General features: G+C 64.4%; 24 protein-coding genes. 15 read left to right on the top strand and 9 right to left on the bottom strand.

Annotated elements, in window-relative coordinates; translation table 11 throughout:
* From CO675_RS09600 to CO675_RS09585, 4 genes are read right to left on the bottom strand one after another with little or no spacing between them, the layout of a single operon-like run.
* On the bottom strand, positions 1-486 hold the full coding sequence (locus tag CO675_RS09600) for a YbaK/EbsC family protein (protein ID WP_097671667.1): 486 nt from the start codon (positions 484-486) through the stop codon (positions 1-3).
* Positions 487-506: 20 nt separating this feature from the next.
* Positions 507-1,250 (bottom strand): haloacid dehalogenase type II, encoded by a 744-nt coding sequence (locus CO675_RS09595; protein ID WP_097671666.1) that lies wholly within the window; start codon positions 1,248-1,250, stop codon positions 507-509.
* A complete protein-coding gene (locus CO675_RS09590) occupies positions 1,247-2,089 on the bottom strand; it encodes a dienelactone hydrolase family protein (RefSeq protein ID WP_097671665.1) in 843 nt (280 codons plus the stop codon). The genes CO675_RS09595 and CO675_RS09590 overlap by 4 nt, the downstream gene beginning before the upstream one ends.
* Before the next feature lie 36 nt (positions 2,090-2,125).
* On the bottom strand, positions 2,126-3,010 hold the full coding sequence (locus tag CO675_RS09585; protein ID WP_097671664.1) for an amidohydrolase family protein: 885 nt from the start codon (positions 3,008-3,010) through the stop codon (positions 2,126-2,128).
* A 466-nt stretch (positions 3,011-3,476) separates the two neighbouring features.
* On the opposite strand from CO675_RS09585, the gene ykgO reads away from it, so the two are divergent.
* Both ykgO and CO675_RS09575 read left to right on the top strand, forming a co-directional pair.
* Positions 3,477-3,602, top strand: a complete 126-nt coding sequence (ykgO, locus tag CO675_RS09580; protein WP_002718645.1) for a type B 50S ribosomal protein L36 — start codon at positions 3,477-3,479, stop codon at positions 3,600-3,602.
* Between the two features lie 104 nt (positions 3,603-3,706).
* A complete protein-coding gene (locus tag CO675_RS09575; protein WP_097671663.1) occupies positions 3,707-4,378 on the top strand; it encodes a tetratricopeptide repeat protein in 672 nt (223 codons plus the stop codon).
* Positions 4,379-4,483: 105 nt separating this feature from the next.
* Here CO675_RS09575 and CO675_RS40905 read toward each other — a convergent pair whose 3' ends face one another.
* Entirely contained in the window at positions 4,484-4,660 is a 177-nt protein-coding gene (locus tag CO675_RS40905; protein WP_198964552.1) for a hypothetical protein, read from the bottom strand.
* A gap of 364 nt (positions 4,661-5,024) precedes the next feature.
* Between CO675_RS40905 and CO675_RS09570 the strand changes: the two genes are divergently transcribed.
* Both CO675_RS09570 and poxB read left to right on the top strand, forming a co-directional pair.
* Entirely contained in the window at positions 5,025-6,008 is a 984-nt protein-coding gene (locus tag CO675_RS09570) for an alpha/beta fold hydrolase (RefSeq protein ID WP_097671662.1), read from the top strand.
* Between the two features lie 83 nt (positions 6,009-6,091).
* Positions 6,092-7,828 (top strand): ubiquinone-dependent pyruvate dehydrogenase, encoded by a 1,737-nt coding sequence (gene poxB / locus CO675_RS09565; protein WP_097671827.1) that lies wholly within the window; start codon positions 6,092-6,094, stop codon positions 7,826-7,828.
* A gap of 90 nt (positions 7,829-7,918) precedes the next feature.
* Here poxB and cycA read toward each other — a convergent pair whose 3' ends face one another.
* A complete protein-coding gene (gene cycA / locus CO675_RS09560; protein ID WP_097671661.1) occupies positions 7,919-8,314 on the bottom strand; it encodes a cytochrome c-550 CycA in 396 nt (131 codons plus the stop codon).
* Between the two features lie 236 nt (positions 8,315-8,550).
* On the opposite strand from cycA, the gene CO675_RS09555 reads away from it, so the two are divergent.
* The 3 genes from CO675_RS09555 to CO675_RS09545 all read left to right on the top strand — a co-directional run bounded on the left by CO675_RS09555 (position 8,551) and on the right by CO675_RS09545 (position 12,689).
* The gene (locus CO675_RS09555) at positions 8,551-10,044 is read left to right on the top strand and encodes an FAD-linked oxidase C-terminal domain-containing protein (RefSeq protein ID WP_097671660.1); all 1,494 of its coding nucleotides are present in this window, start codon (positions 8,551-8,553) and stop codon (positions 10,042-10,044) included.
* 188 nt (positions 10,045-10,232) lie between these two features.
* On the top strand, positions 10,233-11,405 hold the full coding sequence (locus CO675_RS09550) for an acyltransferase family protein (protein ID WP_245452688.1): 1,173 nt from the start codon (positions 10,233-10,235) through the stop codon (positions 11,403-11,405).
* Between the two features lie 129 nt (positions 11,406-11,534).
* Positions 11,535-12,689, top strand: a complete 1,155-nt coding sequence (locus CO675_RS09545; RefSeq protein WP_245452687.1) for an acyltransferase family protein — start codon at positions 11,535-11,537, stop codon at positions 12,687-12,689.
* A 54-nt stretch (positions 12,690-12,743) separates the two neighbouring features.
* Here CO675_RS09545 and CO675_RS09540 read toward each other — a convergent pair whose 3' ends face one another.
* Complete coding sequence (locus CO675_RS09540) at positions 12,744-13,229, bottom strand: putative quinol monooxygenase (RefSeq protein ID WP_245452686.1); 486 nt, start codon at positions 13,227-13,229, stop codon at positions 12,744-12,746.
* A gap of 315 nt (positions 13,230-13,544) precedes the next feature.
* Between CO675_RS09540 and CO675_RS09535 the strand changes: the two genes are divergently transcribed.
* From CO675_RS09535 to CO675_RS09520, 4 genes are all read left to right on the top strand, one after another.
* Positions 13,545-14,783: an FAD-binding protein gene (locus tag CO675_RS09535; protein ID WP_097671656.1), complete on the top strand. Its 1,239-nt coding sequence runs from the start codon at positions 13,545-13,547 to the stop codon at positions 14,781-14,783.
* Positions 14,780-16,096, top strand: coding sequence for a glycolate oxidase subunit GlcF (gene glcF, locus CO675_RS09530; RefSeq protein WP_097671655.1), 1,317 nt, complete (start codon positions 14,780-14,782; stop codon positions 16,094-16,096). Before CO675_RS09535 ends, glcF begins: the two co-directional genes overlap by 4 nt.
* Positions 16,097-16,323: 227 nt before the next feature.
* Positions 16,324-16,713, top strand: a complete 390-nt coding sequence (locus CO675_RS09525) for a histone (RefSeq protein ID WP_097671654.1) — start codon at positions 16,324-16,326, stop codon at positions 16,711-16,713.
* 382 nt (positions 16,714-17,095) lie between these two features.
* On the top strand, positions 17,096-18,085 hold the full coding sequence (locus CO675_RS09520; protein ID WP_097671653.1) for a TorF family putative porin: 990 nt from the start codon (positions 17,096-17,098) through the stop codon (positions 18,083-18,085).
* A gap of 148 nt (positions 18,086-18,233) precedes the next feature.
* On the opposite strand, the gene CO675_RS09515 is transcribed toward CO675_RS09520, so the two are convergent.
* The gene (locus tag CO675_RS09515) at positions 18,234-19,976 is read right to left on the bottom strand and encodes an ABC transporter ATP-binding protein/permease (RefSeq protein ID WP_097671652.1); all 1,743 of its coding nucleotides are present in this window, start codon (positions 19,974-19,976) and stop codon (positions 18,234-18,236) included.
* A gap of 309 nt (positions 19,977-20,285) precedes the next feature.
* Here CO675_RS09515 and CO675_RS09510 point away from each other — a divergent pair, with 309 nt between their 5' ends.
* Together CO675_RS09510 and CO675_RS09505 are read left to right on the top strand one after the other, a co-directional pair.
* Positions 20,286-21,956, top strand: a complete 1,671-nt coding sequence (locus CO675_RS09510) for an L-lactate permease (protein ID WP_097671651.1) — start codon at positions 20,286-20,288, stop codon at positions 21,954-21,956.
* A gap of 198 nt (positions 21,957-22,154) precedes the next feature.
* Positions 22,155-22,571 carry an META domain-containing protein gene (locus tag CO675_RS09505; RefSeq protein WP_198964561.1) on the top strand — a complete coding sequence of 139 codons (417 nt, stop codon included), beginning with the start codon at positions 22,155-22,157 and terminating at the stop codon, positions 22,569-22,571.
* Positions 22,572-22,590: 19 nt separating this feature from the next.
* Here the strand turns inward: CO675_RS09505 and CO675_RS09500 are convergent, their stop codons facing one another.
* Positions 22,591-23,211: a hypothetical protein gene (locus CO675_RS09500; RefSeq protein ID WP_143278927.1), complete on the bottom strand. Its 621-nt coding sequence runs from the start codon at positions 23,209-23,211 to the stop codon at positions 22,591-22,593.
* 219 nt (positions 23,212-23,430) lie between these two features.
* Between CO675_RS09500 and CO675_RS09495 the strand changes: the two genes are divergently transcribed.
* Both CO675_RS09495 and CO675_RS09490 read left to right on the top strand, forming a co-directional pair.
* Positions 23,431-23,895, top strand: coding sequence for a GNAT family N-acetyltransferase (locus CO675_RS09495; protein WP_097671649.1), 465 nt, complete (start codon positions 23,431-23,433; stop codon positions 23,893-23,895).
* Between the two features lie 76 nt (positions 23,896-23,971).
* Complete coding sequence (locus CO675_RS09490; RefSeq protein WP_097671648.1) at positions 23,972-24,550, top strand: bifunctional transcriptional activator/DNA repair enzyme AdaA; 579 nt, start codon at positions 23,972-23,974, stop codon at positions 24,548-24,550.
* Positions 24,551-24,559: the final 9 nt, after the last annotated feature.

Below are 24,559 nucleotides of genomic sequence, written 5' to 3'. Positions count from 1 at the left end.
CTACGGACTAGCCTCTACCTGAGACCTGAGTTCACAGACATCGACCCATTCGGCCGCGGTCAGCTCGGCCATCCGGTCGGGCGTGATGCGCACCGCGCTGTGGGTCGAGCCCGCGGCCGGCACCACGATGTCGAATGCCTTCAGCGACACATCGCAATACACCGGTAGCGGTGTCTTCAGCCCGAACGGACAGACGCCGCCGACCTCGTGGCCGGTGATGTCGGCAACCTCGTCGAGGCCGAGCATCTTCGGCTTGCCGCCGAACGCTGCCTTCACCTTCTTGTTGTCCATCCGCGACGTCCCGGCGGCGACGATCAGCACCACGCGGTCGCCGACCCGCAGGCTCAGCGTCTTGGCGATCCGCGCCGGCTCGACGCCATAGGCCTCCGCCGCCAGCGCGACGGTCGCGGAGCTCACAGCGGATTCGATCACGGAGATATCGGGCGCCTTCTCGGCGAAGAAGGCGCGGACGGACTCGAGGCTCATACTGTTCAGGACCTTGCTAGTCAGGATCTGGCAGACACCAGGGCAGGAAGTTCGGACAGGCCGTGGATCCGGTGATCGGGCACCACGCCGAGCTCGTCCATCTGGGTACGCAGGGCCTTGAACATCGTCAATGGGGCCACCGTCTCACTCTCGACGCAGGCCAGCGCCATCGCCTCCGGCGTCACCCGTTCGATCCAGGCGACATTGAGTCCGAATGACTTGGCGCCGCAGGCGTCCCACGGATTGGAGGAGATGAACAGGACCTCCGCGGGCGGCACGTTGAGCACCTCCTCGATCAGCGAGTAGGCCTCGGGCGCCGGCTTGAACACCTTGTGGGCATCGACGCTGATGGTCGCATCGAGCAGGCGGTCGAGCCCGGAATTGCGCACCAGCGCATTCAGCATCTCAGGGCTGCCGTTGGAGAGGATCGCGAGCTTCTTGTCTTTCATCGCTTCGAGCGCGGCGACGGCATCCGGATACAGCGCAAGATGCTGATACTTGTCGATGATGCGCCCAAAGGTCGCTTCGTCATATTGCAGGCCGAGGCAACGCAGCGTGTAGGCGAGGGAATCGCGGGTCGCTGTGGCGAAATCCTGGTAGCGCCGCATCAGCGTGCGCAGCCAGGAGTATTCGAGCTGCTTGATGCGCCAGACCTGGGTGATGATGTCGCCGTAGCCGGGGAACGCATCCTCGGTGATTTCAGCCACAGACTGGACGTCGTAGAGCGTGCCGTAGGCGTCGAAGACGATTGCTTTGATGCTCATTGAGTTTTCTCTTGCCCGCCAATGGTCGCATACAGGAATTTCCTGAGAGCGTCGATGGACTGATCGCGGACCCGCTCGTTGAATTCGAGGTGATGACCGAGCAGTTGCCCCGGTATTCGATATTGCGGCTCGTCAAAATCGTGATGGGCGCCGGGATAGACGATCAGCTCGATCGGATAGCCAAGGCCCTGCTGCCGGGAGATGCCGTCATCGTCGCGGCCCTGCGCCAGGTTCCGGCACTCTTGCGCGGGCGTCCAATCGTCGAGTTCGCCGACCATGATCAGGGTCGGCACGGTCATGTTGCCCTTGATGCCGAGGCAGCGCGGATAGAAGGCGACGGCGGCGCGGAATTTTTCCGTTGAATTGACCTCGATTGCGCCGCGCTCGACCGAGAGCAATGCGAGCCATCCGCCTTGCGAAAAGCCGATCACGGCAATGCGTGTCGGATCGACCAGGGATTGCCGGCTCAGGAAGCTCAGCGCGCGATAGGCGTCGTGGACTGTTGCGGCCGGGGCATCGCCGGTACAGGTGTTGCTGATGCCGCGCGGACCGAACCGGTCCACCGTGAGCGTGACGTAGCCCCAGGCCGCGAGCCGTTTGCCCCAACGCTCGTCGAGTTCCCGCCAGTGCCCGCTGCAGCCGTGCAGCAACACCACCGCGGGCAGGAGGCCGGGTCGCTCCGGCCGGCGCAACAGGCCCTGCAACGGTTGCGCGTTGTTGAGCGGGCTTTCGAACTCGACCAGCACGGAAGATGTTTCGGCTGCCGCCGCAAGCTTGCCGCCCGCGCTCCCGACCAGGAGCACGGCGAGAAGGATGGCAAGTCCGGCCCGGTTGTTCATCGGCCGCCCCGCAAGCGTGCGGCCGATGATACTCCCTTAGATGCCCAAAATCTTGCGCGCGTTGGCCTTCAGGACCTTGGGGCGGATCTCCTCGCGGATGTCGAGCTTGGCGAAGTCAGCGAGCCAGCGATCCGGCGTGATGACGGGCCAGTCCGAGCCGAACAGCATCTTGTCCTGCAGGATCGAGTTGATGTAGCGCACCAGGATCGGCGGGAAATATTTCGGCGACCAGCCCGAGAGGTCGATATAGACGTTCGGCTTGTGGGTCGCGACCGACAGCGCCTCTTCCTGCCAGGGGAAGGAGGGATGCGCGAGGATGATCTTGAGGTCGGGAAAATCGGCCGCGACGTCGTCCATGTACATCGGGTTGGAATATTTCAGCCGCATCCCCATGCCGCCCGGCATGCCCGAGCCGACGCCGGTCTGACCGGTGTGGAACAGCGCGATCGCACCGCCTTCGTTGATCGCCTCATAGAGCGGATAGGCCATGCGGTCGTTGGCGTAGAAGCCCTGCATGGTCGGATGGAATTTGAAGCCACGGACACCGTAATCCTCGATCAGCTTGCGCGCCTCGCGGACGCCGAGCTTGCCCTTGTGCGGATCGATCGAGACGAACGGGATGAGCACGTCGAGATGGTCGGAGGCGATCTCCAGCATTTCCTCATTCTTGTAGCGGCGGAAACCGGTCTCGCGTTCGGCATCGACCGGGAAGATCACCGCGGCGATGTTCTTGGCGCGGTAGTAGGCGGCGGTCTCCGGCACGGTCGGCGGATGCTTGTGCGGCGACTTGAAATAGTCGGCCATCTGCGCCTGGAAATCGTCATAGCCGTCGTCGCCATGCATGCCGCACGGCTCCTCGGCATGGGTGTGAATGTCGATCGCTGTGACCTTTTCGATGTCGGGCAGTTTGAGCTTGGGCATTCGGCTTCCCCGGCGGCGTGTTTGTTGGTGATGGAAAATAATTATATGACATAACAATTTTCGCAAGCCGTCTGAGACGCATGACCTGCGAGTTCGGTTCGGCCGTGAAGTCGTCCTTGGGTGGAGCGAGGCCACCACGCGAAGCACGATTCGCCGGCCTTGCAGCCATGATGAGCGCGCGGCGGCTCGACCAGGCCTTGGCGTGGATATCGCGACGATCGCCGTTTCCGATGCGATCTCAATGGCGTGGCGGGGTGACCGATACCGGTTCCAGGCCTCGATAGGGCCGAAAATCGGCCCATCTCGGTTGACATTTAACTGTCCGATGGCTTAGAACCCGGCCGTCCCGCGCGGTAGGCCGCTTGTCGGGATAATCCCATTTCGCCAACTATTGGCTTTTGCCGACGATTGGCATTGATCAGGTACGGCCTCCAACACGGGCCTTTCGAAGTAACAGGATTGTCCCATGAAGGTCCGTAACTCGCTGAAGTCGCTGCGCGGCCGCCATCGCAACAACCGTCTGGTCCGCCGCAAGGGCCGCGTCTACGTGATCAACAAGGTCCAGCGCCGCTTCAAGGCGCGCCAGGGTTGATCCGGCGCGGGTCGGCCGATCGCGCCGATCCCAACGCATCTCTTTCACAGGTCTTTGACGCCGTGCTGCTTTGCAGCGCGGCGTTGTGCGTCTAGACTTCGGCCATGGGATTCAACTTCCTTGGACTTGGCAACCGCCGGCTGGCGATCCTGATCGCCGCGCTGCTTGCCGTGCCGGTCTTGGCCATCCCCGTCGCGGCCGCCGCGCAGGACGATCCCCACGTGGTCCCGCCGCCGAAGGCGCAGAAGAAGCTGCCGGAAGCTCCGACCAAGCTGCCGAAAGTTCCGGCCGACCGCACCCGCGGGCTGGATTTCCTGTTCGGCGCGCTGAAGGCCGCGCCCGATGAGGACAGCGCCCGCCATGTCGAGGCGCGGATCTGGGCGCTGTGGCTGCAAACCCCGAGCGATACCGCAGCGCTGTTGATGGTGCGGGCCAAGGCTGCGCTCGACGCCCAGAATATCGATGTGGCGCTAAAGCTTCTGGATGCGGTGATCAAGCTCCGGCCCGACTATGTCGAGGCCTGGAATCGGCGCGCGACGATCTACTATCTCAAGAACGATTACGTCCGTTCGCTGGGAGACCTGCAGCAGGTGTTGACCCGCGAGCCCCGGCATTTCGGCGCGCTGGCGGGTGTCGGCATGATCATGCAGGACATGGGCGACGACAAGCGCGCGCTGGATGCCTTCCGCAAGGCGCTGGCGGTCGATCCCTACCTCGAGAAGGTGCCGCAGATCGTCAAGCAGCTGACCGAGAAGGTCGAAGGCCGCGACATCTGATTGCCTTCAATTGATTGCGTGCGATGGGTCGCGGGCCGATGGCCGCGAATGGGCACGTTGCTCGCGAGCTTGATGCTTGCTCGCGATACGGTCCGGCGCAGGAGACTAGTGCAGGAACTTGCCGCGGGAGGCGCAGTCCTCGGCCACAGCAGCATAGAATTGCTGAAGTTCCGCCTCCAGGTGCTCATTCACGAGCAACAGTGCCTTCAGGGCGCCGCGCAGGTCGCCATTGCAGCTCGCCACGATCTGATCGATGGCCACATCGCTAGGGTCGGAAATCATGGTACTCCTCCGATTACTTCCCGTTGAACTCGCCGTGCGGACGCAGGTTCCTGTGGATTCAGTGTACAAGCCAAGAGGCATCCCGGGTGCGTCCCGGTTTCGATGAAGCCTCGCCTCTGATGGCGAAATTGCCACCGGCAATCTATGGAATTACTAATGACGGTGGGATGAACCCGCTATCCACAGGCTGGGGGCATTGTGGACAACTCCGCGCCCCGGCGCGAGCCGGAAATCGACAATTGGCTTTCCGAACAAGAGCATGCCCGGGCAGGGGGCAAATCGACGCGAAACCAGGCTTGGGCTTCGTCGTAATTTTCAGGTGCCCAAGACACTTCAAATACCCAAGAGCTTTCGGACCCCCTCGATGTTGACCGCGATCATTGTGCTGGCGGCCGCAGGGCTGACGCTGGCCCTGGCGACGCAAATCGGCGTCGTCCTTATCCGGGGAGCCTTTCCGCCTCGGGGCCGCATGATCGATGTGGCCGGCGCGCGGCTGCATGTGGTCGAGCTCGGCCCGCGCGATGCCGCGGGGCCGCCGGTCGTGCTGCTGCATGGCGCAAGCTCCAATCTGCGGGCGATGCAGCCGCTCGGCGAGCGCATTGCGAAAATGCGCCGGGTGATCCTGATCGACCGGCCGGGCCATGGCTGGAGCACGCGCGAGCGCGTGGCGGATTCGACGCCGGCGATCCAGGGCCGGATGATCGCGGAGGCGCTGACCAGGCTCGGAATCATCAGGGCGATCGTGGTGGCGCATTCCTGGGCCGGCGCGCTCGCGCTGCGCATAGCGCTCGACCATCCGGACCGCGTCGCGGGCCTCGTGCTGCTCGCCCCGGTCGCCTATCCCTGGCGCGGCGGCGCCGGCCGCTACAATGATCTGATCTCGGCGCCGCTGATCGGGCCGTTGCTGGCGCACACCATCACGTTGCCGCTCGGCTATCTCGTCACGCCATCAGGCGCGCGCGGCGTGTTCGCGCCGCAGCCGATGCCGGACGATTTCGTCCGCGACAGCGAGACATTGCTCCTGCTGCGCCCGAGCGAGTTCATCGCCAATGCGCGCGACCTCGTCACGCTGAAGGCCGCCGTGGTCGAGCAGGCGCCGCGCTATGCGGAGATCAACGCGCCGCTGTCGATCATTGCGGGCGACGTCGACACGACGGTCACGACCGGAATCCATTCGCGGCCGCTGGCAGCGACGGCGCCGAACGCCAAGCTCATCGTGCTGTCGGGTGTCGGCCACATGGTGCAATACGCCGCGCCCGATCTCGTGGCGTTCGAGATCGAGGCGATGGCTGACCGGATGGTCCAACCGGCAGCAACCGCGGACAAGATTGCGCCCGCGAATCTGTGATCCGGTGAGGCTTGCGCGGTCGCAGCCTGCCGAACATCATGCGGCTGCGCGGCTCGACAGATATCACCCAAAGGACAAGCCCCATGCGGATCGACAACATCGCCGACCTCATCGCCGAAACCCTTTTCCAGGCCGGGGTGAAGCGCATCTACGGTGTCGTCGGCGACAGCCTCAACGGCTTGACCGAGGCGCTGCGCAAGCGCGGGACGATCGACTGGCTGCATGTGCGCCACGAGGAGGTCGCGGCGTTCGCTGCGGCCGCCGAATCCCAGATCACGGGAGACCTCGCGGTGTGCGCCGGCTCCTGCGGCCCGGGCAATCTGCACCTCATCAACGGCCTGTTCGATGCACATCGCAGCCGCACGCCGGTGCTGGCGATCGCGGCGCAGATTCCGTCGGCCGAGATCGGCGGCGGCTATTTCCAGGAGACCCATCCGCAGGACCTGTTCCGCGAATGCAGCCATTATTGCGAGCTGGTGTCGGATCCAGCGCAGCTGCCCTACATGCTGGAGAACGCGATCCGCGCCGCGGTCGGCAAACGCGGCGTCGCGGTGCTGGTGCTGCCGGGCGACGTCGCGATGCGGCCGGCGCCGAAGCGCGACATCGCGCCGAACGCAGGCCTGCTGCCGCCGATGCCGGTGGTGCGTCCGGCCGCTGCCGAATTGAACGCGCTCGCCGCACTCCTCAACGGCGCGAAGCGCGTCACGCTGTTCTGCGGTCGCGGCTGCGCCGGGGCGCATGACGGACTGCTCAAGCTTGCCGAGACGCTGAAGAGCCCGATCGTGCATGCGCTCGGCGGCAAGGAATATGTCGAATACGACAACCCCTACGATGTCGGCATGACCGGCTTCATCGGGTTCTCCTCCGGCTATGCCGCAATGCATGGCTGCGACGTGCTGCTGATGCTGGGCACCGACTTTCCCTACAAGCAGTTCTTCCCGACCGGCATCGGCATCGCGCAGGTCGATCTCCGCCCGGAAAATCTCGGCCGCCGCTGCAAGCTCGATCTCGGCATCGTCGGCGACGTCGGCGAGACCATCGCCGCGCTGTTGCCGAAGCTCACCGTCAAGACCGAGCGCAAGTTTCTCGACGCCAGCCTCGCGCATTACAAGGACGCCCGCGCCGGCCTCGACGATCTCGCCCGCGGCAGACCGGGGCAGAAGCCGATCCATCCGCAATACCTGGCGCGCCTGCTCAGCGAGCAGGCGACCGAGGATGCGGTGTTTACCGCCGACGTCGGTACGCCGACGATCTGGGCCGCGCGCTATCTGAAGATGAACGGCCGTCGCCGGCTGGTCGGCTCCTGGGTGCACGGCTCGATGGCCAACGCGATGGCGCATGCGATCGGTGCGCAGGCGGCGCAGCCGGGGCGTCAGGTGGTGTCGATGTCCGGCGACGGCGGTTTTGCGATGCTGATGGGCGATTTGATCACGCTGACCCAGGCGAAGCTGCCGGCGAAGGTCGTGATCTTCAACAACAGCGTGCTCGGCTTCGTCGCGCTGGAGATGAAGGCCGCGGGCTTCATCGAGACCGGGGTCGACCTGAAGAATCCGGATTTCGCGGCGATGGCCCGCGCCATGGGCATTCACGGCGTCAGGGTGGAGGATCCCGGCGAGCTCGAGGGCGCGATCCGCGACGTGCTCGCGCATGACGGCCCGGCGGTGCTCGACGTCGTCACCGCAACGCAGGAATTGTCGATGCCGCCGACCATTACACTGGAGCAGGTGAAAGGCTTCAGCCTGTGGGTGCTGCGCGCCGTGATGAGCGGCCGCGGCGACGAGGTGGTCGATCTCGCCAAGACCAATCTCCTGCCGCGCTGATCGCCGCGGCAGGGCATTGTCAGATCAGAGAGCAAGAACGGGATGGCGCTTCGAGGAAAGCCATCCCGTTCTAACGTCCGATACCGCCGATTACTGCTTCTGCTTGCCGTCCTTGTCGAACGACGACACGTAGGCCCACAGATTGTTGGCCTCGGTCTCGTTCTTGATGCCGGCGAAGGCCATCTTGGTGCCGGGGATCTTGGCCTTCGGGTCCTTGATGTATTCGAGGAACTGATCCTTGTTCCAGGTGATGCCGGAATTCTTGTTGGCATCGGAATAATTGTAGTCCGGCGCGGTGCCGGAGTGGCGGCCGTCGAGGCCGTTGAGCTCGGGGCCGACCTTGTTCTTGGCGCCTTCGCCGATCGCGTGGCAGGCGAGGCATTTGTTGAACGAGGTCTTGCCGGCGGCGGCATCCTGCGCCAGCGCGGAGGATGCGGTGGCCAGCGATGTGACGACCGCCAGCGCGCTCAAGGTCTTTAGGTTCATGGGTTTCTCTTCGTTTCGTCCCGGGGGGTAGTGTTTGGTTTGTGGCATGTCCGGCTTGGACAGGACAAGCCACGAAACCTTGACAGGTTTCATGACCGTCCGCTTGTCCGAGAGAGAACTCGCCATTGCCGGGCGGGGCAATCCGACCTTCGGCCGGTTGACCGAAACAGGTGCAGACCTGCTTGATTTGTCGTAACAAATCCGCAAAGCGCGCAGAGCGCACCGAGGGAATAGCGATGTCCATCATGATGCCGGCGGCCGATCAGGCCGTCCTTGCCCGCCGCGCCGAAATCGTCGCCGCCTTGCGCGCCATCGTCCCGGGCGAGGGCGTGATCGACAGCGCCGCCGAAATGCTGGCCTATGAATCCGACGGCCTGACCGCCTATCGGCAGCCGCCGATGGTCGTGGTGCTGCCCGATACCACCGAGCAGGTCGCAAAGGTCCTCAAATATTGCCAGGCGCAGGGCATCAAGGTGGTGCCGCGCGGCTCCGGCACCTCGCTGTCCGGCGGCGCCCTGCCGCTCGCCGACGGCGTCTTGCTCGGGCTCGGCAAGTTCAAGCGGATTCGCGAGATCGACTTCGACAACCGCGTCGTCGTCACCGAGCCCGGCGTCACCAACCTTGCGATCAGCCAGGCAGTCGCCCATGCCGGCTTCTATTACGCTCCCGATCCGTCGTCGCAGATCGCCTGCTCGATCGGCGGCAATGTCGCGGAGAATTCCGGCGGCGTGCACTGCCTGAAATACGGCATGACCACTAACAACGTGCTGGGCTGCGAGATCGTGCTGATGTCGGGCGAGATCCTGCGCATCGGCGGCAAGTCGGCCGAGAATGCCGGCTACGATCTGATGGGCATCATCACCGGTTCGGAGGGGCTGCTCGGCGTCATCACCGAGATCACGGTGCGCATTTTGCAGAAGCCCGAGACGGCGCGCGCGCTGATGGTCGGCTTCGCCGAGGTCGAGGCGGCCGGCGAATGCGTGGCCGCCATCATCGGCGCCGGCATCATCCCGGGCGGCATGGAGATGATGGACAAGCCGGCGATCCACGCCGCGGAAGCCTTCGTCCATGCCGGCTATCCGCTCGATGTCGAGGCGCTTCTGATCATCGAGCTCGACGGGCCCCAGGTCGAGGTCGATGAATTGATCAAGCGGGTCGAGGCGATCGCGCAAGGTTGCGGCTCGACCTCCTGCCAGATTTCGACCTCGGAGGCCGAACGCAATCTGTTCTGGGCCGGCCGCAAGGCGGCATTCCCGGCGGTCGGGCGGATCTCGCCGGACTATCTCTGCATGGACGGCACCATTCCCCGTGGCGCGTTGCCGAACGCGCTGGCGCGGATCCGCGAGCTCTCGGAGAAATATGGCCTCGGCGTCGCCAACGTGTTCCACGCCGGCGACGGCAATCTGCACCCCCTGATCCTCTACGATGCCAACAAGCCGGGCGAGATCGAGAAGGCGGAAGCGTTCGGCGCCGACATCCTGCGCTGCTGCGTCGAGCTCGGCGGCGTGCTCACCGGCGAGCATGGCGTCGGCATCGAGAAGCGCGACCTGATGCCGGAAATGTTCACCGAGATCGATCTCAACCAGCAGCAGCGGCTGAAATGCGCGTTCGATGCAGGGGGCCTGCTCAACCCCGGCAAGGTGTTTCCGACGCTACATCGCTGCGCCGAACTCGGCCGCGTCCATGTCCACGCCGGCAAGCTGGCATTTCCGGATATCCCGCGGTTCTAGGGCGATCGATACATTTCGATCGATCGTCCTAGCCGGCCGATAACCTTAACCGATGCTTGCCGTGATGGCCGTGGCAGGTCGTCACGGCTGCCGTTGCGCGTCGCTGCAACTGCGGCGGCCACCCGTTTACACGGCCTTCAACTGTTGCTCGGTATTTTCCCAGGATGCATGTCTTCGGGAACAGATCGATGCCCAGCCTGGCTGATCAGCTGGCGCTTTCGCGCAATCGGCCCGCCGGTTTCGACTACATGCGGATTGCGCTGGCGGTATCGATCATCGGCCTGCACAGCCTCAACGTGACGCTCGGGCTGGGCCGGGCGCTGGAAATATTGAGCTCGTTCCGCATCGGCATCGCGATGATCCTCGCGCTGTTCTTTGCGCTCAGCGGCTTCCTGGTGACGGCGAGCCTGCAGCGGTGCAAGAGCCTGATTTCCTTCCTCGGCCTGCGCGTGCTTCGGATCGGGCCCGCGCTGGCGGTCGAGACGACGCTGTCGGCGGTCATCATCGGCTCGGTCTTCACCGAACTGCCATTGGCGCAGTACGTCGCCGACCCGAAATTCCACAGCTATTTTCTCAATATCGTCGGCGACATCCATTACGAGCTGCCGGGCGTCTTCCTGCGCAATCCGATGCCGGACGTGGTGAATGCCCAGCTCTGGACGGTGCCGTATGAATTGTGGTGCTACGTCATTCTGGCGCTGCTCGCGGTGACCACGATCTGCTTCAACAGGGTGGCGTACCTCGTGTTCCTGGCGATCGTTCAGGTCGGGCTGGTGAGCTACGACGTCTACCGCTGGGAGGAGGTGCCGATCCAGCTGCACCCGCATCTTCTGGTGTTCTGCTTCCTTGCCGGTGTCGGCTTCTACCTGTGGCGTGACAAGGTGCCGTTCAACCGCACGGCGTGCCTGGTCGCGCTGTTGCTGTGCGCCGCCGGCATGGCCACGGGACGCGGCGACGCGCTGGCGCCGGTGCCGGCGGCCTATGTCGCGTGCTATCTCGGCCTGACGAATCCGCGGCGGAGCTGGATCGTGTCGTCAGGCGATTACTCCTACGGGCTGTATCTCTATGGGTTCGTTATCCAGCAGTGCGTTGCCGTGTTCGGCCCGTCGGTTCAGCACTGGTATCTGAATATCCTGATCAGCCTGCCGCTCGCCTTCGGCGTCGCCGTCGCGTCCTGGCATCTCGTCGAGAAACATGCGCTGCGGCTCCGCTGCCACGTCGAGACGTTCGAGGCCGCGGTGTTGTCGCGGATTTCGATCGTCGGCTTCTGGCGCAAGTCGCCTGAGCAGGCCGAACGACAGGCCGTCGTCCAGCCGGGGCCGATCAATTCAGTTCGACCGATCGCCCTTTCCGGTCGATAACCATTACCGGCTGTGAATTCGGTGGCGTGCCGCCAGGATTGCGTCTGCTCTGATATGCACGTTATGCATTCATCCCTTGTTAGTTTGTTGCTGGATAGTTTTCGATGATGTCGTTGTCCCGGAAGCGCAATGCAACCTATGTTTAGCCTGGCCGATCAGTTGGCCCTTTCGCGCAACCGGCCCGCAGGCTTCGACTATCTGCGGCTCGCGCTGGCGGCGACCATCATCTGCCTGCACAGCGCGAACGTCGTCTTTGGGGTCGACCGGGCGATGGAGCTCCTGGGCCATATCCGCATCGGGTGCGCAATGGTCCTTGCGCTCTTCTTCGCCTTGAGCGGGTTTCTGGTGACGGCGAGCTTGCTGAGGTGCAAGAGCCTGATTTCATTTCTCGGCCTGCGCGTGCTTCGCATTGTGCCTGCGCTTGCGGTCGAGACGACACTCTCGGCCATCATCATCGGTCCGATCTTCACCGCGCTTCCCCTCGCGCAGTATTTCGCGGATCCGAAATTCCATGCCTATTTTCACAATATCGTCGGCGACATCCACTATGAGCTTCCGGGCGTCTTCCTGCATAATCCGGTCCCTCTTGCGGTGAATGCGCAGCTGTGGACGGTCCCGTATGAGCTGTGGTGCTACGTGATCCTGGCGCTGCTCGCCGTGACCACGATCTGCTTCAACAGGGTGCTGTATCTGGCGTTTCTGGTGTTCGCCCAGATCGGTTTCGCCTGGCACGATATCTACAATTCGGACGTGCATTATCTTCACCTTCGTCCGCCGCTGCTCGTGTTCTGCTTCCTTGCAGGTGTCGGCCTCTATCTCTGGCGCGACAAGGTCCCGTTCAACCGCACGGCGTTCCTGCTCGCGCTGACGCTTTGCGCGGCCGGGATGGCCACTAGATGCACCGATGCGCTTGTTGTTGGACCCGCCGCGTATGTCGCGTGCTATCTGGGGCTCACGAACCCGCGGCGAAGCTGGATCGTGTCATCCGGCGACTACTCGTACGGGATGTATCTCTACGGGGTCGTCGTCCAGCAGAGCGTTGCGGCGTTGGGGCCCCCGGTTCAGCATTGGTATTTGAACATCCTGATCAGCCTGCCGATTGCCTTCGGCGTCGCGTTCGTGTCCTGGCATCTGGTCGAGAAGCATGCGCTTCGGCTGAGGGCGCAGGTCGAGCAGATCGAGGCAGCGGTGCTCTCCCGGATTTCGATCGCAGGCTTCTGGCGCAGATCGCCCGAGCCGATCGAGTTGGGTGCGACGCTTGGCGGCAGCCGCGCATCGGTCTGATATTGCAGCGGAGTGGGAGGACCTGCACCACAAGCCCTCCCACGGCGCTGTCGATCACAGCAGCACGTATTGCGTCCGCTCGCGCTTGGCCAGCAGCGGCAGTGCCTGCTCCGCGATGTAGGTCTTGAAGTAGGCGCTCTCCGCATGCGCCTTGAACGCCGCCTCGTCCTGGAACAATTCGTAGAACAGGAACTGCGCCGGATTGTCCTTGCCGCGGCCGATCAGGAACAGCTTGGTGCCGGGGTCCTTCTGCGCCTCGGGCAGGAAGCCGTCGAGAATTGCCGCGACCTTGTCGGCCTGGCCCTCCTTGGCTTCCCATTGCGCCACCACCAGAAGTCCTGACGTGTTGATCGCATCGCTGATGGTTCTCGTGCTCATCGCATAGTGCTTCATTTGCATTCCTCCGTTGCTTTGCTCCGATCGAGCTTGCGATCCGGCCCAGGGCGAGACGCCGGCGATCGTCATGATCGCGGCGAACGAGCCGATGGCCGATCGTCGGGTGAGCATCATCGTCGTGGTCGTGACTTCCGAACGTTTCATGATCGCCTCCGGATGATTTGCGCCAACCGTCTTGCCGGCCGAACCGCGATGCGACAGTTAGTGGTTCGTTCGATGCACTCGGTTAGGTGATGGTCGAAATGTCGATGTCGTGAAAATGGTTCGACATTGGTCGAAGTGTTGCGTCTCCGCCTCCGCACGGCGCGCGATGTGGCCAAAACCTCGAGCTGGGTGGCCCGACCGCCGTTCCCACCGTTGTCGGGCGGCAAGCCCCGCTCCCGGGCCATTCCGTCGGCGTTGCGACGATGGGATTCGTCGCATTTGATCTCGGAGCCAAATTTCGTTACCGACTAGCCTGTGGAAACGCTGAAAGTCAGAGACGTCCAGGACGTCGAAGAGGTGGTGCGCGCCGCTATCGCGAGCGAGCAGCCGCTTGAGGTCATTGGTCACGGATCGAAACGGGCCATCGGTCATCCGATGGCGACCAATGCGGTGCTCGACGTCTCGGTGCTGAACGCGGTCAGCGCCTATGAGCCGAACGAGCTGATCATCACCGTGCAGGCCGGTGCGCCGCTCGCCGACGTGCAATCGCTGATCGACGCCAAGAGCCAGCAATTCGCGTTCGAGCCGATGGACATGTCCGTGCTGCTCGGCGGCGCGGGAGCCGGCACGATCGGCGGCATGATCGGTGCCGGCCTTGCCGGTCCGCGCCGCATCAAGGCCGGCGGCGCCCGGGATCACCTGCTCGGGGCGCATGCGGTGTCCGGGTTCGGCGACAGTTTCAAGACCGGCGGGCGGGTGGTGAAGAACGTCACCGGCTACGATCTCTGCAAGCTGCTCACCGGTTCCTGGGGCACGCTCGCGGTCATGACCGAGGTGACGCTCAAGGTGATGCCGAAGCCGGAAGCCGAGCGGACGCTGGTGCTGCGCGGGCTCGATGACGTCGCCGCCAACAAGGCGATGACGGCAGCGCTGGGTTCGCCGTTCGACGTGTCGGGCGCTGCGCATCTGCCCGGTTCGGCATTGCGGTCCGGGACCGGCGCACTCGCCGGCCTTGCAGCCTTCGGCCAGCCGGTCACGCTGGTGCGGCTGGAGGGGATTTCGGCGTCGGCGGCGCACCGGGCGGCGTCGCTGAGCCAGACATTGTCGTCCTATGGACCGGTCGACAGCCTCGCTGACGACGCTTCGGCTTTGATCTGGAGCGCGCTGCGCGACGTGGTGCCGTTCGCGGCGAACGGCGCGCTCGGGGCCTTGCCGGTGTGGCGCATCGTTTGCCCGCCGGCCTCAGGCGGCGCGCTGGGCCAGGCGCTGTCGCGGGCCACCGGCGGCGAGGTGATCTACGATTGGGGCGGCGGTCTGATCTGGGCCGCGGTGCCGCAGAGCGCTGACGCGCAGGCCGCGCTGATCCGCGGCCAGGTCGAGGCGGTCGGCGGGCACGCCACCCTGATCCGCGCCACCGAGGACGTGCGCCGTGCGATCGACGTGTTCCAGCCGCAGCCGGCCGGGCTTGCCGCGCTCGGCGAACGGGTCCGGGCGAGTTTCGATCCGAGGTCGGTGCTCAACCGCGGCCGGATGATGCGAGGCGGGGCTGCATGAAGACCGAGTTTACCCTGGCGCAGCTTGCCGATCCCGACATCAAGGAAGCCGACCAGATCCTGCGCGCCTGCGTGCATTGCGGCTTCTGCACAGCGACCTGTCCGACCTATGTGCTGCTCGGCGACGAGCTCGATAGTCCGCGCGGCCGCATCTACCTGATCAAGGAGATGCTGGAGAAGGACAAGCCGCCGACGGCGGACGTGGTCAAGCATATCGACCGCTGCCTGTCGTGCCTCGCCTGCATGACCACCTGTCCGTCGGGCGTGAACTACATGCACCTCGTCGACCAGGCCCGGGTCAGGATCGAGCGGGATTATGAGCGGCCGCTGACGGAGCGGCTGCTGCGCTCGGTGCTCGCCTACGTGCTGCCGCGGCCGGGCCTGTTCCGGATCAGCATGATCCTGGCCGGGCTGGCCCGTCCGTTCACGGCTCTGCTGCCGACGCCTTCGGTCGGTGCGGCGAACCCCGGCCTGCTGCGGCGGATCAAGGCCATGCTGGCGCTGGCGCCGCGCGGCCTGCCGCCGGCGGGGCCGGCTGCGGGAACCGTGTTTGCGGCGACCGGCCGTCGGCGTGGCCGGGTCGCGCTGCTGCAGGGCTGCGCCCAGCAGGTGCTGGCGCCACGCATCAATCAGGCCGCGATCAACGTGCTGACCCGGCACGGCGTCGAGGTGGTGCTGGTCAAGGACGAGCAATGCTGCGGCGCGTTGACCCATCACATGGGACAAGACACCGACGCGCTGGCGCGTGCACGGGCCAACGTCACGGTGTGGCAAAGGGAAGCGGACCAGAACGGGCTCGACGCCATTCTGGTGACGACCTCGGGCTGTGGGACAGTTGTCAAGGACTACGGCTACCTGCTGCGCGAGGACAAAACATTTGCCGAGCCCGCCAAGCGAATCTCCACGCTGACAAAGGATATCACCGAGTATCTCTCAGCTCTCGAGCTCGCGCCTTCAACGCAGAAAGGCGACATCACCGTCGCCTATCACTCGGCTTGTTCGTTGCAGCATGGACAGAAAATCACTCAACTTCCGAAAGAATTGCTTTCCAAGAATGGATTCGTGGTGAAAGATGTGCCTGAGAGCCATTTGTGTTGCGGTTCGGCGGGGACCTACAACATTCTCCAGCCCGACATTGCGAGCAGATTGCGCGATCGCAAGGTCGCCAATATTGCGCTTGTCAAACCGGACATGATCGCTGCGGGCAATATTGGTTGCATGGTTCAGATTGCCGGCGGTACGTCAGTTCCTGTGGTGCACACGATTGAGCTTCTCGATTGGGCGACAGGAGGTCCCCGGCCAGGATTGAATTGATCGACTGCCATTCGAGCATGATCCGGACCCCAGCCTTGCCCCGACGCAAAGTGTCTGACGCAATGTGAAGGACCGGCGCTTCCCTGCCACAGACGCGAAGCGATCGCGCGGCCATCATGCCCGACAAGCGAAGTGGAGGGTGCCTCTCCCCGAGGTGCAGCTGCTGACCGGCAGGCGATCACTTCAATACGCGGTGGACTCAAATCAGCGGCAACAGGAGGACCACGATGGCGAAGTCGAAGAAGGCGAAGAAAAGCAAGAAGGCCAAAAAGGCCAAGAAGGCGGTAGCGGCGAAGAAGAAGTCCGCGAAGAAGTCGGCCAAGAAGGCTGCGAAGAAGTCTGCAAAGAAATCGGCGAAGAAGTCAGCCAAGAAGTCAGCCAAGAAAGCTGCGAAGAAGGCTGCTCCGAAGAAGGCCGCCCCCAAGAAGGCCGCGAAGCCGGCTGCGAAGAAGACCGCCAAGAAGGCCGCTCCGAAGAAGGCTGCTGCGCCGAAGCCAGCCGCCCCGGTCGCAGCACCCCCGGCGCCCGAGCCTGCGCCGCAGCCGGCCCCGAGCTGGGCCACGCCGAGCCACGAGCCGGCGCCGAGCTGGGGCACTTCCGACAGCGAGCACCACTAACCGAACCTGCGCCGGTTCACCTGATCGAAGCCGCAGCGGATGCCGCTGCGGCTTTTTCCGTATCTGCCGTCCGTAGTTTTGCGGATACGCGATTCGCGTCGGTGCTGACCGCAGCGTGTCGAACTGTTGCTCGAATCCGGTTTTGCGTGCCGCTCAACCGGGGCGAGAGCCCTGAGTCTTGTGGTGCAAATGCAACACCCGTCGACCAACATGTGGCGAAGCTGCCAGAACGCCTAAAAAGTCGGCAGATGCATGTCTTTTCGCCTTCACGGTACCGTGCACCGGCCTCAGATTGATCCCACGCGATTTAGTTGCAGTCCGTTATCGCGCGCCCTGGGGGCCACCGGAGCTGGGCTGTCTGGAAAAGTAGATGGGGATCGTCATGAAGAAACTGGCTTTGTTAGCAACGGCGCTAGCAATGATTTCGAGCTCGGCAATGGCAGCTGACATGGCGGTGAAGGCCGTCAAGGCGCCGCCGCCGGCTCCCTTCGATCCTTGGGACATCGCCTTCGGCGCCGGCATCATGAATGACTACATCTTCCGCGGCGTCACCCAGTCGAACCACAATCCGTCGGTCACCGCCTATTTCGAGCCGCGCTACAACGTCAACAAGGACCTGCAGCTCTACATCGGCACCTCGACCGAAAGCATCTCGTTCGCCAACCGCGCTGCGGCCGAAGTCGACGTCTACGGCGGTATTCGCCCGACCTTCGGCGCCTTCGCCTTCGACATCGGTGTCTGGGGTTATCTGTATCCGGGTGGAACCTGCTACTTCGGCGCACCCACCGACACCGCAGGCAAGCCGCTCGGCGCGGAGTGCGCCACCAACTTCCTGGCGAACGGCAACGTCATGAAGAAGGACGTCTCGTTCTTCGAAGTCTACGGCAAGGCGACCTGGACCATCAACGACAACTGGGCGTTCACCATCAACGAATACTACTCGCCGAACTTCCTCAACACCGGCGCTTGGGGCAACTACTCCTCGATCATCGGCAAGTACACCGCACCCAGCACCGTGTTCGGTTCGAGCGGCGTCGGCATGTACGTGTCGGGTGAGTTCGGCCGGCAGTGGCTCGGCACCTCCGACAGCTTCTATGGCGTCCCGGCGTTCCCGAACGGCATCAAGTATGCCGACTACAACACCTGGAACATCGGCATCGGCTTCACCTACAAGGTGTTCACGCTCGATCTGCGCTACTCCGACACCGACCTGTCGAAGGGCAATTGCAGCGCCTTCACCAGCGACTTCACCGCGGGCGGAACCACCAACGTCACCCCGATCAATCCGGGCGGCACGGGCTCCAACTGGTGCGGCGCGGCGGGTATCGCCAAGCTCTCGGTCGACCTGACCGCGATGTCCAATCTGAAGTAACTTCCTCGTCCGAGGATCGCAGGGGGCGGCAGAGCAATCTGCCGCCCCCTTTGTTTTGCGGGTACTGGTCGGTGCTTGGCTGGCCGCCTTCGCCTGTGGCTGACGCCGCGAGCCGCAGGTCGTACCCGTGGCTGCCTCCGTCACGCAGTTACGACGCGGCGGCCTCGACCTTGTCGCGCAGGGTGAAGCGGTCGCCGTCGCGGACCAGCGACACGTTGCGCTGGTGGAAGGCGTCGAGCGTCGCGCGGTGACCGATCGAAACCACCGTGGTGTCGGGCAGCTTGTCGGCGATCAGTCGGTAGAGCGCGGCCTCCGACGGCTCGTCGAGCGAGGCGGTCGCCTCGTCCAGGAACAGGAATTGCGGCGCATGTAGTAGCGCACGGGCGATGCCGAGCCGCTGCTGCTCGCCGAGCGACAGCATCCGGTTCCAGTGTGCCTGTTCCTCGAGCCGCGCCGCGAGCTGCGGCAGTCCGACAGCGGCGAGGACCTCGCGGACCCGTCCCGCATCGTAGCTCGCAGCCTGGCCTGGATAGACCACCGCATCATGCAGCGAGCCGATCGGCAGATAGGGACGTTGCGGCAACATCATCAGGCTGGCACTGGCCGGGATCTCGACCGCGCCGCGGCCGAACGGCCAGATGCCGGCCACCGCGCGGAACAGCGTGGACTTGCCGGCGCCGGAGGGACCGGTGACGAGGGTGCGTTCGTTGTCGCGAAGGCTGAAGCCGTCAGCCGCGAGCAGCGGCTTGCCGTCCGGCAGGGTGACCAGGAGATCGTCGAGATCGATAGCCTCGCCGCCGGAGGGCTTGACGCGGATGATGTCCTGCCGTTGCGCGAGCGCATCGCCGCCGCGGATCGAGTTCTCGAAGCCATCGAGACGTGCGACCACAGATTGCCATTCGGCCAGCGTCCGGTAGGCCGTGACGAAGAAGGATAGTGCATCCTGCACGCTGCTGAAGGCGGACGCGGTCTGCATCATGCCGCCGAGCTGGATCTTGTTGGCAAAATAGGCCGGTGCGATCAACACGTAGGGGAAGATCACGGCGGCTTGCGAATAGGTCGCGGTGAACGCGGTCAGCTTCTTGGTTCGTTGCATGATGTCGAGCCAGTTTCCGACCACGAAACCGAAGCGGTCGAGCAATCGCGTGCGCTCGGCCGGTTCACCGCGGAGCAGTGCGATCTGCTCGGCGTTCTCGCGGGTCCGCACCAGGTTGAAGCGGAAATCGGCTTCGAACCGTTGCTGCCGGAAGTTGAGGTCGACCAGCGGCCTGCCGATCAGATGGGTCAGGACCGTTCCGAGGATCGCGTAGATCAGCGCGCCCCACACCAGATAACCTGGAAGCGCGATCTCCTTGCCGTACAGATGCAGCGGCGCCTGGTTGGAAAGGCCCCAAAGGATGAAGACGAAGGAAGCCAGCGTTACGACGGAGCTCAACAGATTGATCCCGAGCGCCAGGGTCTGTTCGACAAAACGCTGGGTGTCGTCGGCGATGCGCTGGTCCGGGTTGTCGGCGGCGTCGCCGAGCAACTGCATGCGATAGTGGTTGGCATCGTGCAGCCAGCCGCCGAGATAGCGCGTGGTCATCCAGCGCCGCCAGCGGATCTGCAGCCATTGATTGAGATAGAGCTGGTAGACTTTCAGGCCGATCCAGAATGCCGCGAGCACGCAGAAGTAACCGATCTGATAGGTGAAGACCGCCTGATCACGCTCCTGCAGCGCGTTGTAGAAAACATTGTTCCAGCGGTTGAACAGCACGGTCAGAAAGACGGCTGCGAGCTCGAGTATCACCACCGCGGCCAACAGCCCGCGGCCTGCCCATTTGTCATCGGAGTTGAAATAGGGCGAGGCGATGCGCCACACCGTTGCGAGCGTCGAGCGAATGTTTTTCACAGATTATCGTCTCCGGGGAAGCGGCCGCAACGGCCTGAAGAATCGGGACAATCGCAGTGCACCTCGACTAAAGTCGTAGGTCTGGCATGCAAGCGTTGGCTTGTCCCGGCAAGCGAGTCAACCCTAGCATGACGATAACGGCGAGGGGCGGGGGACCTTCGATTTTTCGCGAGGATGTGAGCGATCCTTACCGATCGTTCATTCGCGAGCCGGGGCTGCAAACTTTCCGACGGACTCCCGCAATCGCACCAGCGCGCCTGCCTGCAACGAGGCGAGGGCGCTGCATAAGAATGTGGGAAGGACCCCGAGATGAGCACCTGGAATCAAATCTACAATCCGCTGGGCAATGCTGGGCTGTCGACGCTAGCCGCCGCCATTCCGGTGGTCACGCTGCTGGTCTTGATCGCCAGCGGCAAGGTGAAGGCGCATATCGCAGCCATCATCGCCGTGATCGTGACCAACCTGATCACGATCTTCGTGTTCACGATGCCGGCCGGGATGTCGATCCGCGCGTCGATCCTCGGCATCGTCACCGGGTTCTTTCCGATCGGCTGGATCGTGCTCAACGTCATCTTCCTCTACCAGGTCACGGTGAGGTGCGGGAAGTTCGAGCTGTTGAAGCGCGCGGTCGGCGGCGTCACCGAGGACCGCCGTTTGCAGCTATTGCTGATCGCGTTCTCGTTCGGCGCCTTCTTCGAGGGCGCCTCGGGCTTCGGCACACCGGTCGCCATCACCGGCGCGGTGCTGATCGGGCTTGGCTTCTCGCCGCTCGCAGCCTCCGGCCTGTCGCTGATCGCCAACACCGCGCCGGTCGCCTTTGGCGCGCTGGGCACGCCGATCCAGGGCCTTGCCTCGGTCACCGGGCTCGATCCCTACATCCTCGGCGCCATGGTCGGCCGGCAGCTGCCGCTGTTCTCGCTGATCGTGCCGTTCTGGGTGGTGTGGGCGTTCGCGGGCTGGCGCGGCATGAAGGAAGTCTGGCCGGCGATCCTGGTCACCGGCGTGTCGTTTGCGGTCCCGCAATTCGTGATCTCGAACTACATCAATCCCTGGATCGTCGATATCGGCGCCTCGCTGATTTCGATGGGCGCGCTGATCCTGTTCCTCAAGATCTGGCAGCCGCGGCAGCTCTGGCTTTCGCCGGCGCTGCGCGGCCGCGATGAATCGGCGGCGACGATGGCTGCAGCACCGCCGCTCGACAAGACGCCGCTGACCCAGGGCGAATTGTGGAGCGCGCTGCTGCCATGGATCATCGTCTGCATCCTGATGCTGATCTGGGGCAATGGCGCCTTCAAGACCTGGGCGAATGCCAACTTCGTCTGGAACTATGCGGTGCCCGACCTCGACAAGCTGATCTTCAAGGTGCCGCCGGTGGCCGCCAAGCCGACGCCGGAAGGCGCCGTGTTCAGCTTCACCTATCTGTCGTTCACCGGCACCGGCATGCTGATTGCTGCGATCATCTCGGGTCTGCTGATGGGCTTCTCGCCTGTCAAGCTGATCGCCGAGTATGGCCGCACCATCCGCCTCTGCGCGATCTCGCTGATCACGATCTCGGCGATGCTGGCGATCGGCACGCTGACCCGGCTGTCCGGCGTCGACGCCACGCTCGGCCTCGCCTTCGCGGCGACCGGCGTGCTGTACCCGTTCTTCGGCACCTTGCTTGGCTGGCTCGGCGTGGCGCTGACCGGATCGGATACCGCATCGAACGTGCTGTTCGGCAATCTGCAGAAGATCACCTCCGAGCAGCTCGGCTTGCCGCCGATCCTGATGGCGGCGGCGAACTCCTCGGGCGGCGTGATGGGCAAGATGATCGACGCGCAATCGATCGTGGTCGCCTCCACCGCGACCAACTGGTACGGCCACGAAGGCTCGATCCTGCGCTACGTGTTCCTGCACTCGATCGTGCTGGCGTGTCTGGTCGGTCTGTTCGTGACCCTGCAGGCCTATGTCTACCCGTTCACCGCGATGGTCCTGAAATAACGAGGCGAGGCGTCGCCCAAACGGAGATCCCCGCGGGTGCGAGCCCGCGGGGATTTTGCTTTTCAAGCACTTTTTCTCGCGCCGCCATTCTGGCCAATCGTAGCCTCGTCCCATACAAGGGCGGCGTCAGAGCATGATCCGGAAAAGTGGAAGCCGGTTTTCCGAAAGATCATGCTCAAAAGCGACCCTGGGAATGGCATGATCTCGATGAAGCGGATTCTGAACGGCGGCATGGCCGCGTTGGCGCTGGTTGCAACGGCTGTTGGCGCGAGGCCGGTGCAGGCCCAGGAAGATTTCCCGTTCGGTTTCGTGATGACGCTCGATGCCGCGCGCATGCCCGGCTCCAAGCGGATTCCCTCGATCGAGGTCGGCGACAATGGCGAGGTGATCCTCGAGCTGTGGTGCGACGGCGGCAAGGGCCAGTTCTCAGTTGCCGGCAACACCATCGTGTTCGTTCCCGGCGCGATGGAGAACCGCACCTGCACGCCGGACCGGGCGCAGGCCGACAAGGATCTGCTCGCCGCGCTCGGCGACATGACGAGCTGGCGGCGGCAGGGTGATCAGGTCACGTTCGTCGGAAGCAAGTCGCTGCGTTTCGTGATCAACAGCAACTGACGCGCATCGCGCGGGGCGCTCAGGGCGTCGCGACCAATCCGCTTGCGGTGGCAACGATCCAGCGATTGCCCCAGCGCACGATGGAATCGACGCGGCCGAGGCCAGGGACGACGTCGCCGCGTGCAGCCATCTTGACGCCCTCCGGCCCCTCGAGCACGGCGGTGCCGTCGCGGACTTCGACGACCGACCAGCCGGGGACCGTGCTTGGCCGCGTCTCGGGGGCTGCTGCCGCGGGCTGCTTTGGGCCGAGCGCCATGGCTTGTGCGTTCAGCGTCGTCGGCGCGGCGCCGAGCACCTGCGGGCGCGGATTGGCTACCGATTTGGGGATGCTGCCGGTGACGGCGGGGTCGGCGTTGGACGCGATCCGGCGCGGACTCTCGCTCTTTCGGCTCGGTGGCGCCTCCGCGACGTGCGGGACAGGCGCTTCCTTCTGGGCCACCGGGACGGGCGCCGTAAAGTCATGCCAGTTGGCGCCGCCGGTCCATCCCAGCACGAAGCTTGCGGCCAGTGCGGTCGCTGCCAGCAGCGCGGTGCCGATCCGGTCGGCGAACGGCTCGCGCAGCAGCAAAGCGGCGTCGTGATTTTCGCCTGAGACGTCCCAGAGGTCCGCCGTCTGCGCCGGCGAATGACCCTCCGTCACATCCGTTGGCCAGATGCTCCCAGGACTGATCGGCTCGCGGTCTTGCATGGCGTGACCTGTGTTCGGTGACGCAAAGGATGATCCTCGAAACTAAATCGAGCCTTAATTTTCGGTGACCGAACTGCGGCAGCACGAAGTCTTTTGGTCGCAGGCCCCGTAAATTGACGGAGCGGCGAGCGCGGCCGACAATCGCGACGACGACCCTGCATTGGGCCAGAGATGCACAAACCTGACATCAGCATCGCCCCCGAAGACCCGCGGCAGGCGGACGTGAGGCCGCTGATCGATCTGTCGGACGCCCACATGCAGGCGCTGTATCCGCCTGATAGCAATCACCTCGCCACCGTCGAGGCGCTGGCCGCCCCGGACACGGTCTTCCTCGTCGCGCGGCGCGATGGCGAGGTGCTCGGCTCGATCGCCTTCCGTCTCATCGGGCCCGGTCATGCCGAGATGAAGCGGATGTTCGTGCGTGCCGATGCGCGCGGGCAGGGGCTCGGCCGCCGCCTGCTCGACGCGCTGGAAGACGCCGCGCGCAGCCGGAAGATCGCGCGCATCAGCCTGGAGACCGGGATCCGGCAGCCGGAGGCGATCGGGCTCTATCGCGCCGCCGGCTATCAGGAGTGCCCGCCGTTCGCCGACTACGCGCCCGATCCGCTCAGCCTGTTCATGACCAAGCATCTCTAGCGCCAAGCGGTCGTTTCCGGACGCGGTTACCGCAAAGCGGGTCGTCGCGGCGCGCGGGCGTCGCTATAGCGGTTGCATGCTCGATTTCGCCGCACAATACGCAGCCTTTCAGCGTCGCGACCCGGCCTGGGACGGCGTCGTGTTCGTCGCGGTCCGGACCACCGGCGTGTATTGCCGTCCGGTGTGCCGGGCGCGTACGCCGCTCGCCCGCAATGTGCGGTTCTATGGCAGCGCGGCGTCGGCCGAACGCGCCGGCTACCGGCCCTGCCTGCGCTGCCGCCCCGAGGCGGCGCCGTTCTGCCCGGCATGGAAAGGCACCAGGACGACAGTCGAGCGCGCGCTGGCGCTGATCGAAGCGGGCGCACTCGACCGCGGTAAGGTCGAAGTGCTGGCCGATCGGCTCGGCATCGGCGCGCGGCATCTGTCGCGGCTGTTCGCCGAGCATCTCGATACTTCGCCGCTCCAGGTCGCGCTCTCGCTGCGCGTGCAGCGCGCCAAGCGCCTGATCGACGGGAGCGATCTTCCGCTCTCCGTGGTGGCGCGGCGCGCCGGCTTCACCAGCGCACGGCGCATGAACGCCGCATTCGCAAAACTCTACGGCCGCTCGCCGGTCTCGCTGCGACGGAAGCGGCCGCGAAACGTCACGATGCAATGAGCCTGAAGG

This window comes from Bradyrhizobium sp. C9, assembly GCF_002532045.1.
Lineage (GTDB): Bacteria > Pseudomonadota > Alphaproteobacteria > Rhizobiales > Xanthobacteraceae > Bradyrhizobium.
This window is presented reverse-complemented; position numbering and strand designations above follow the sequence as displayed.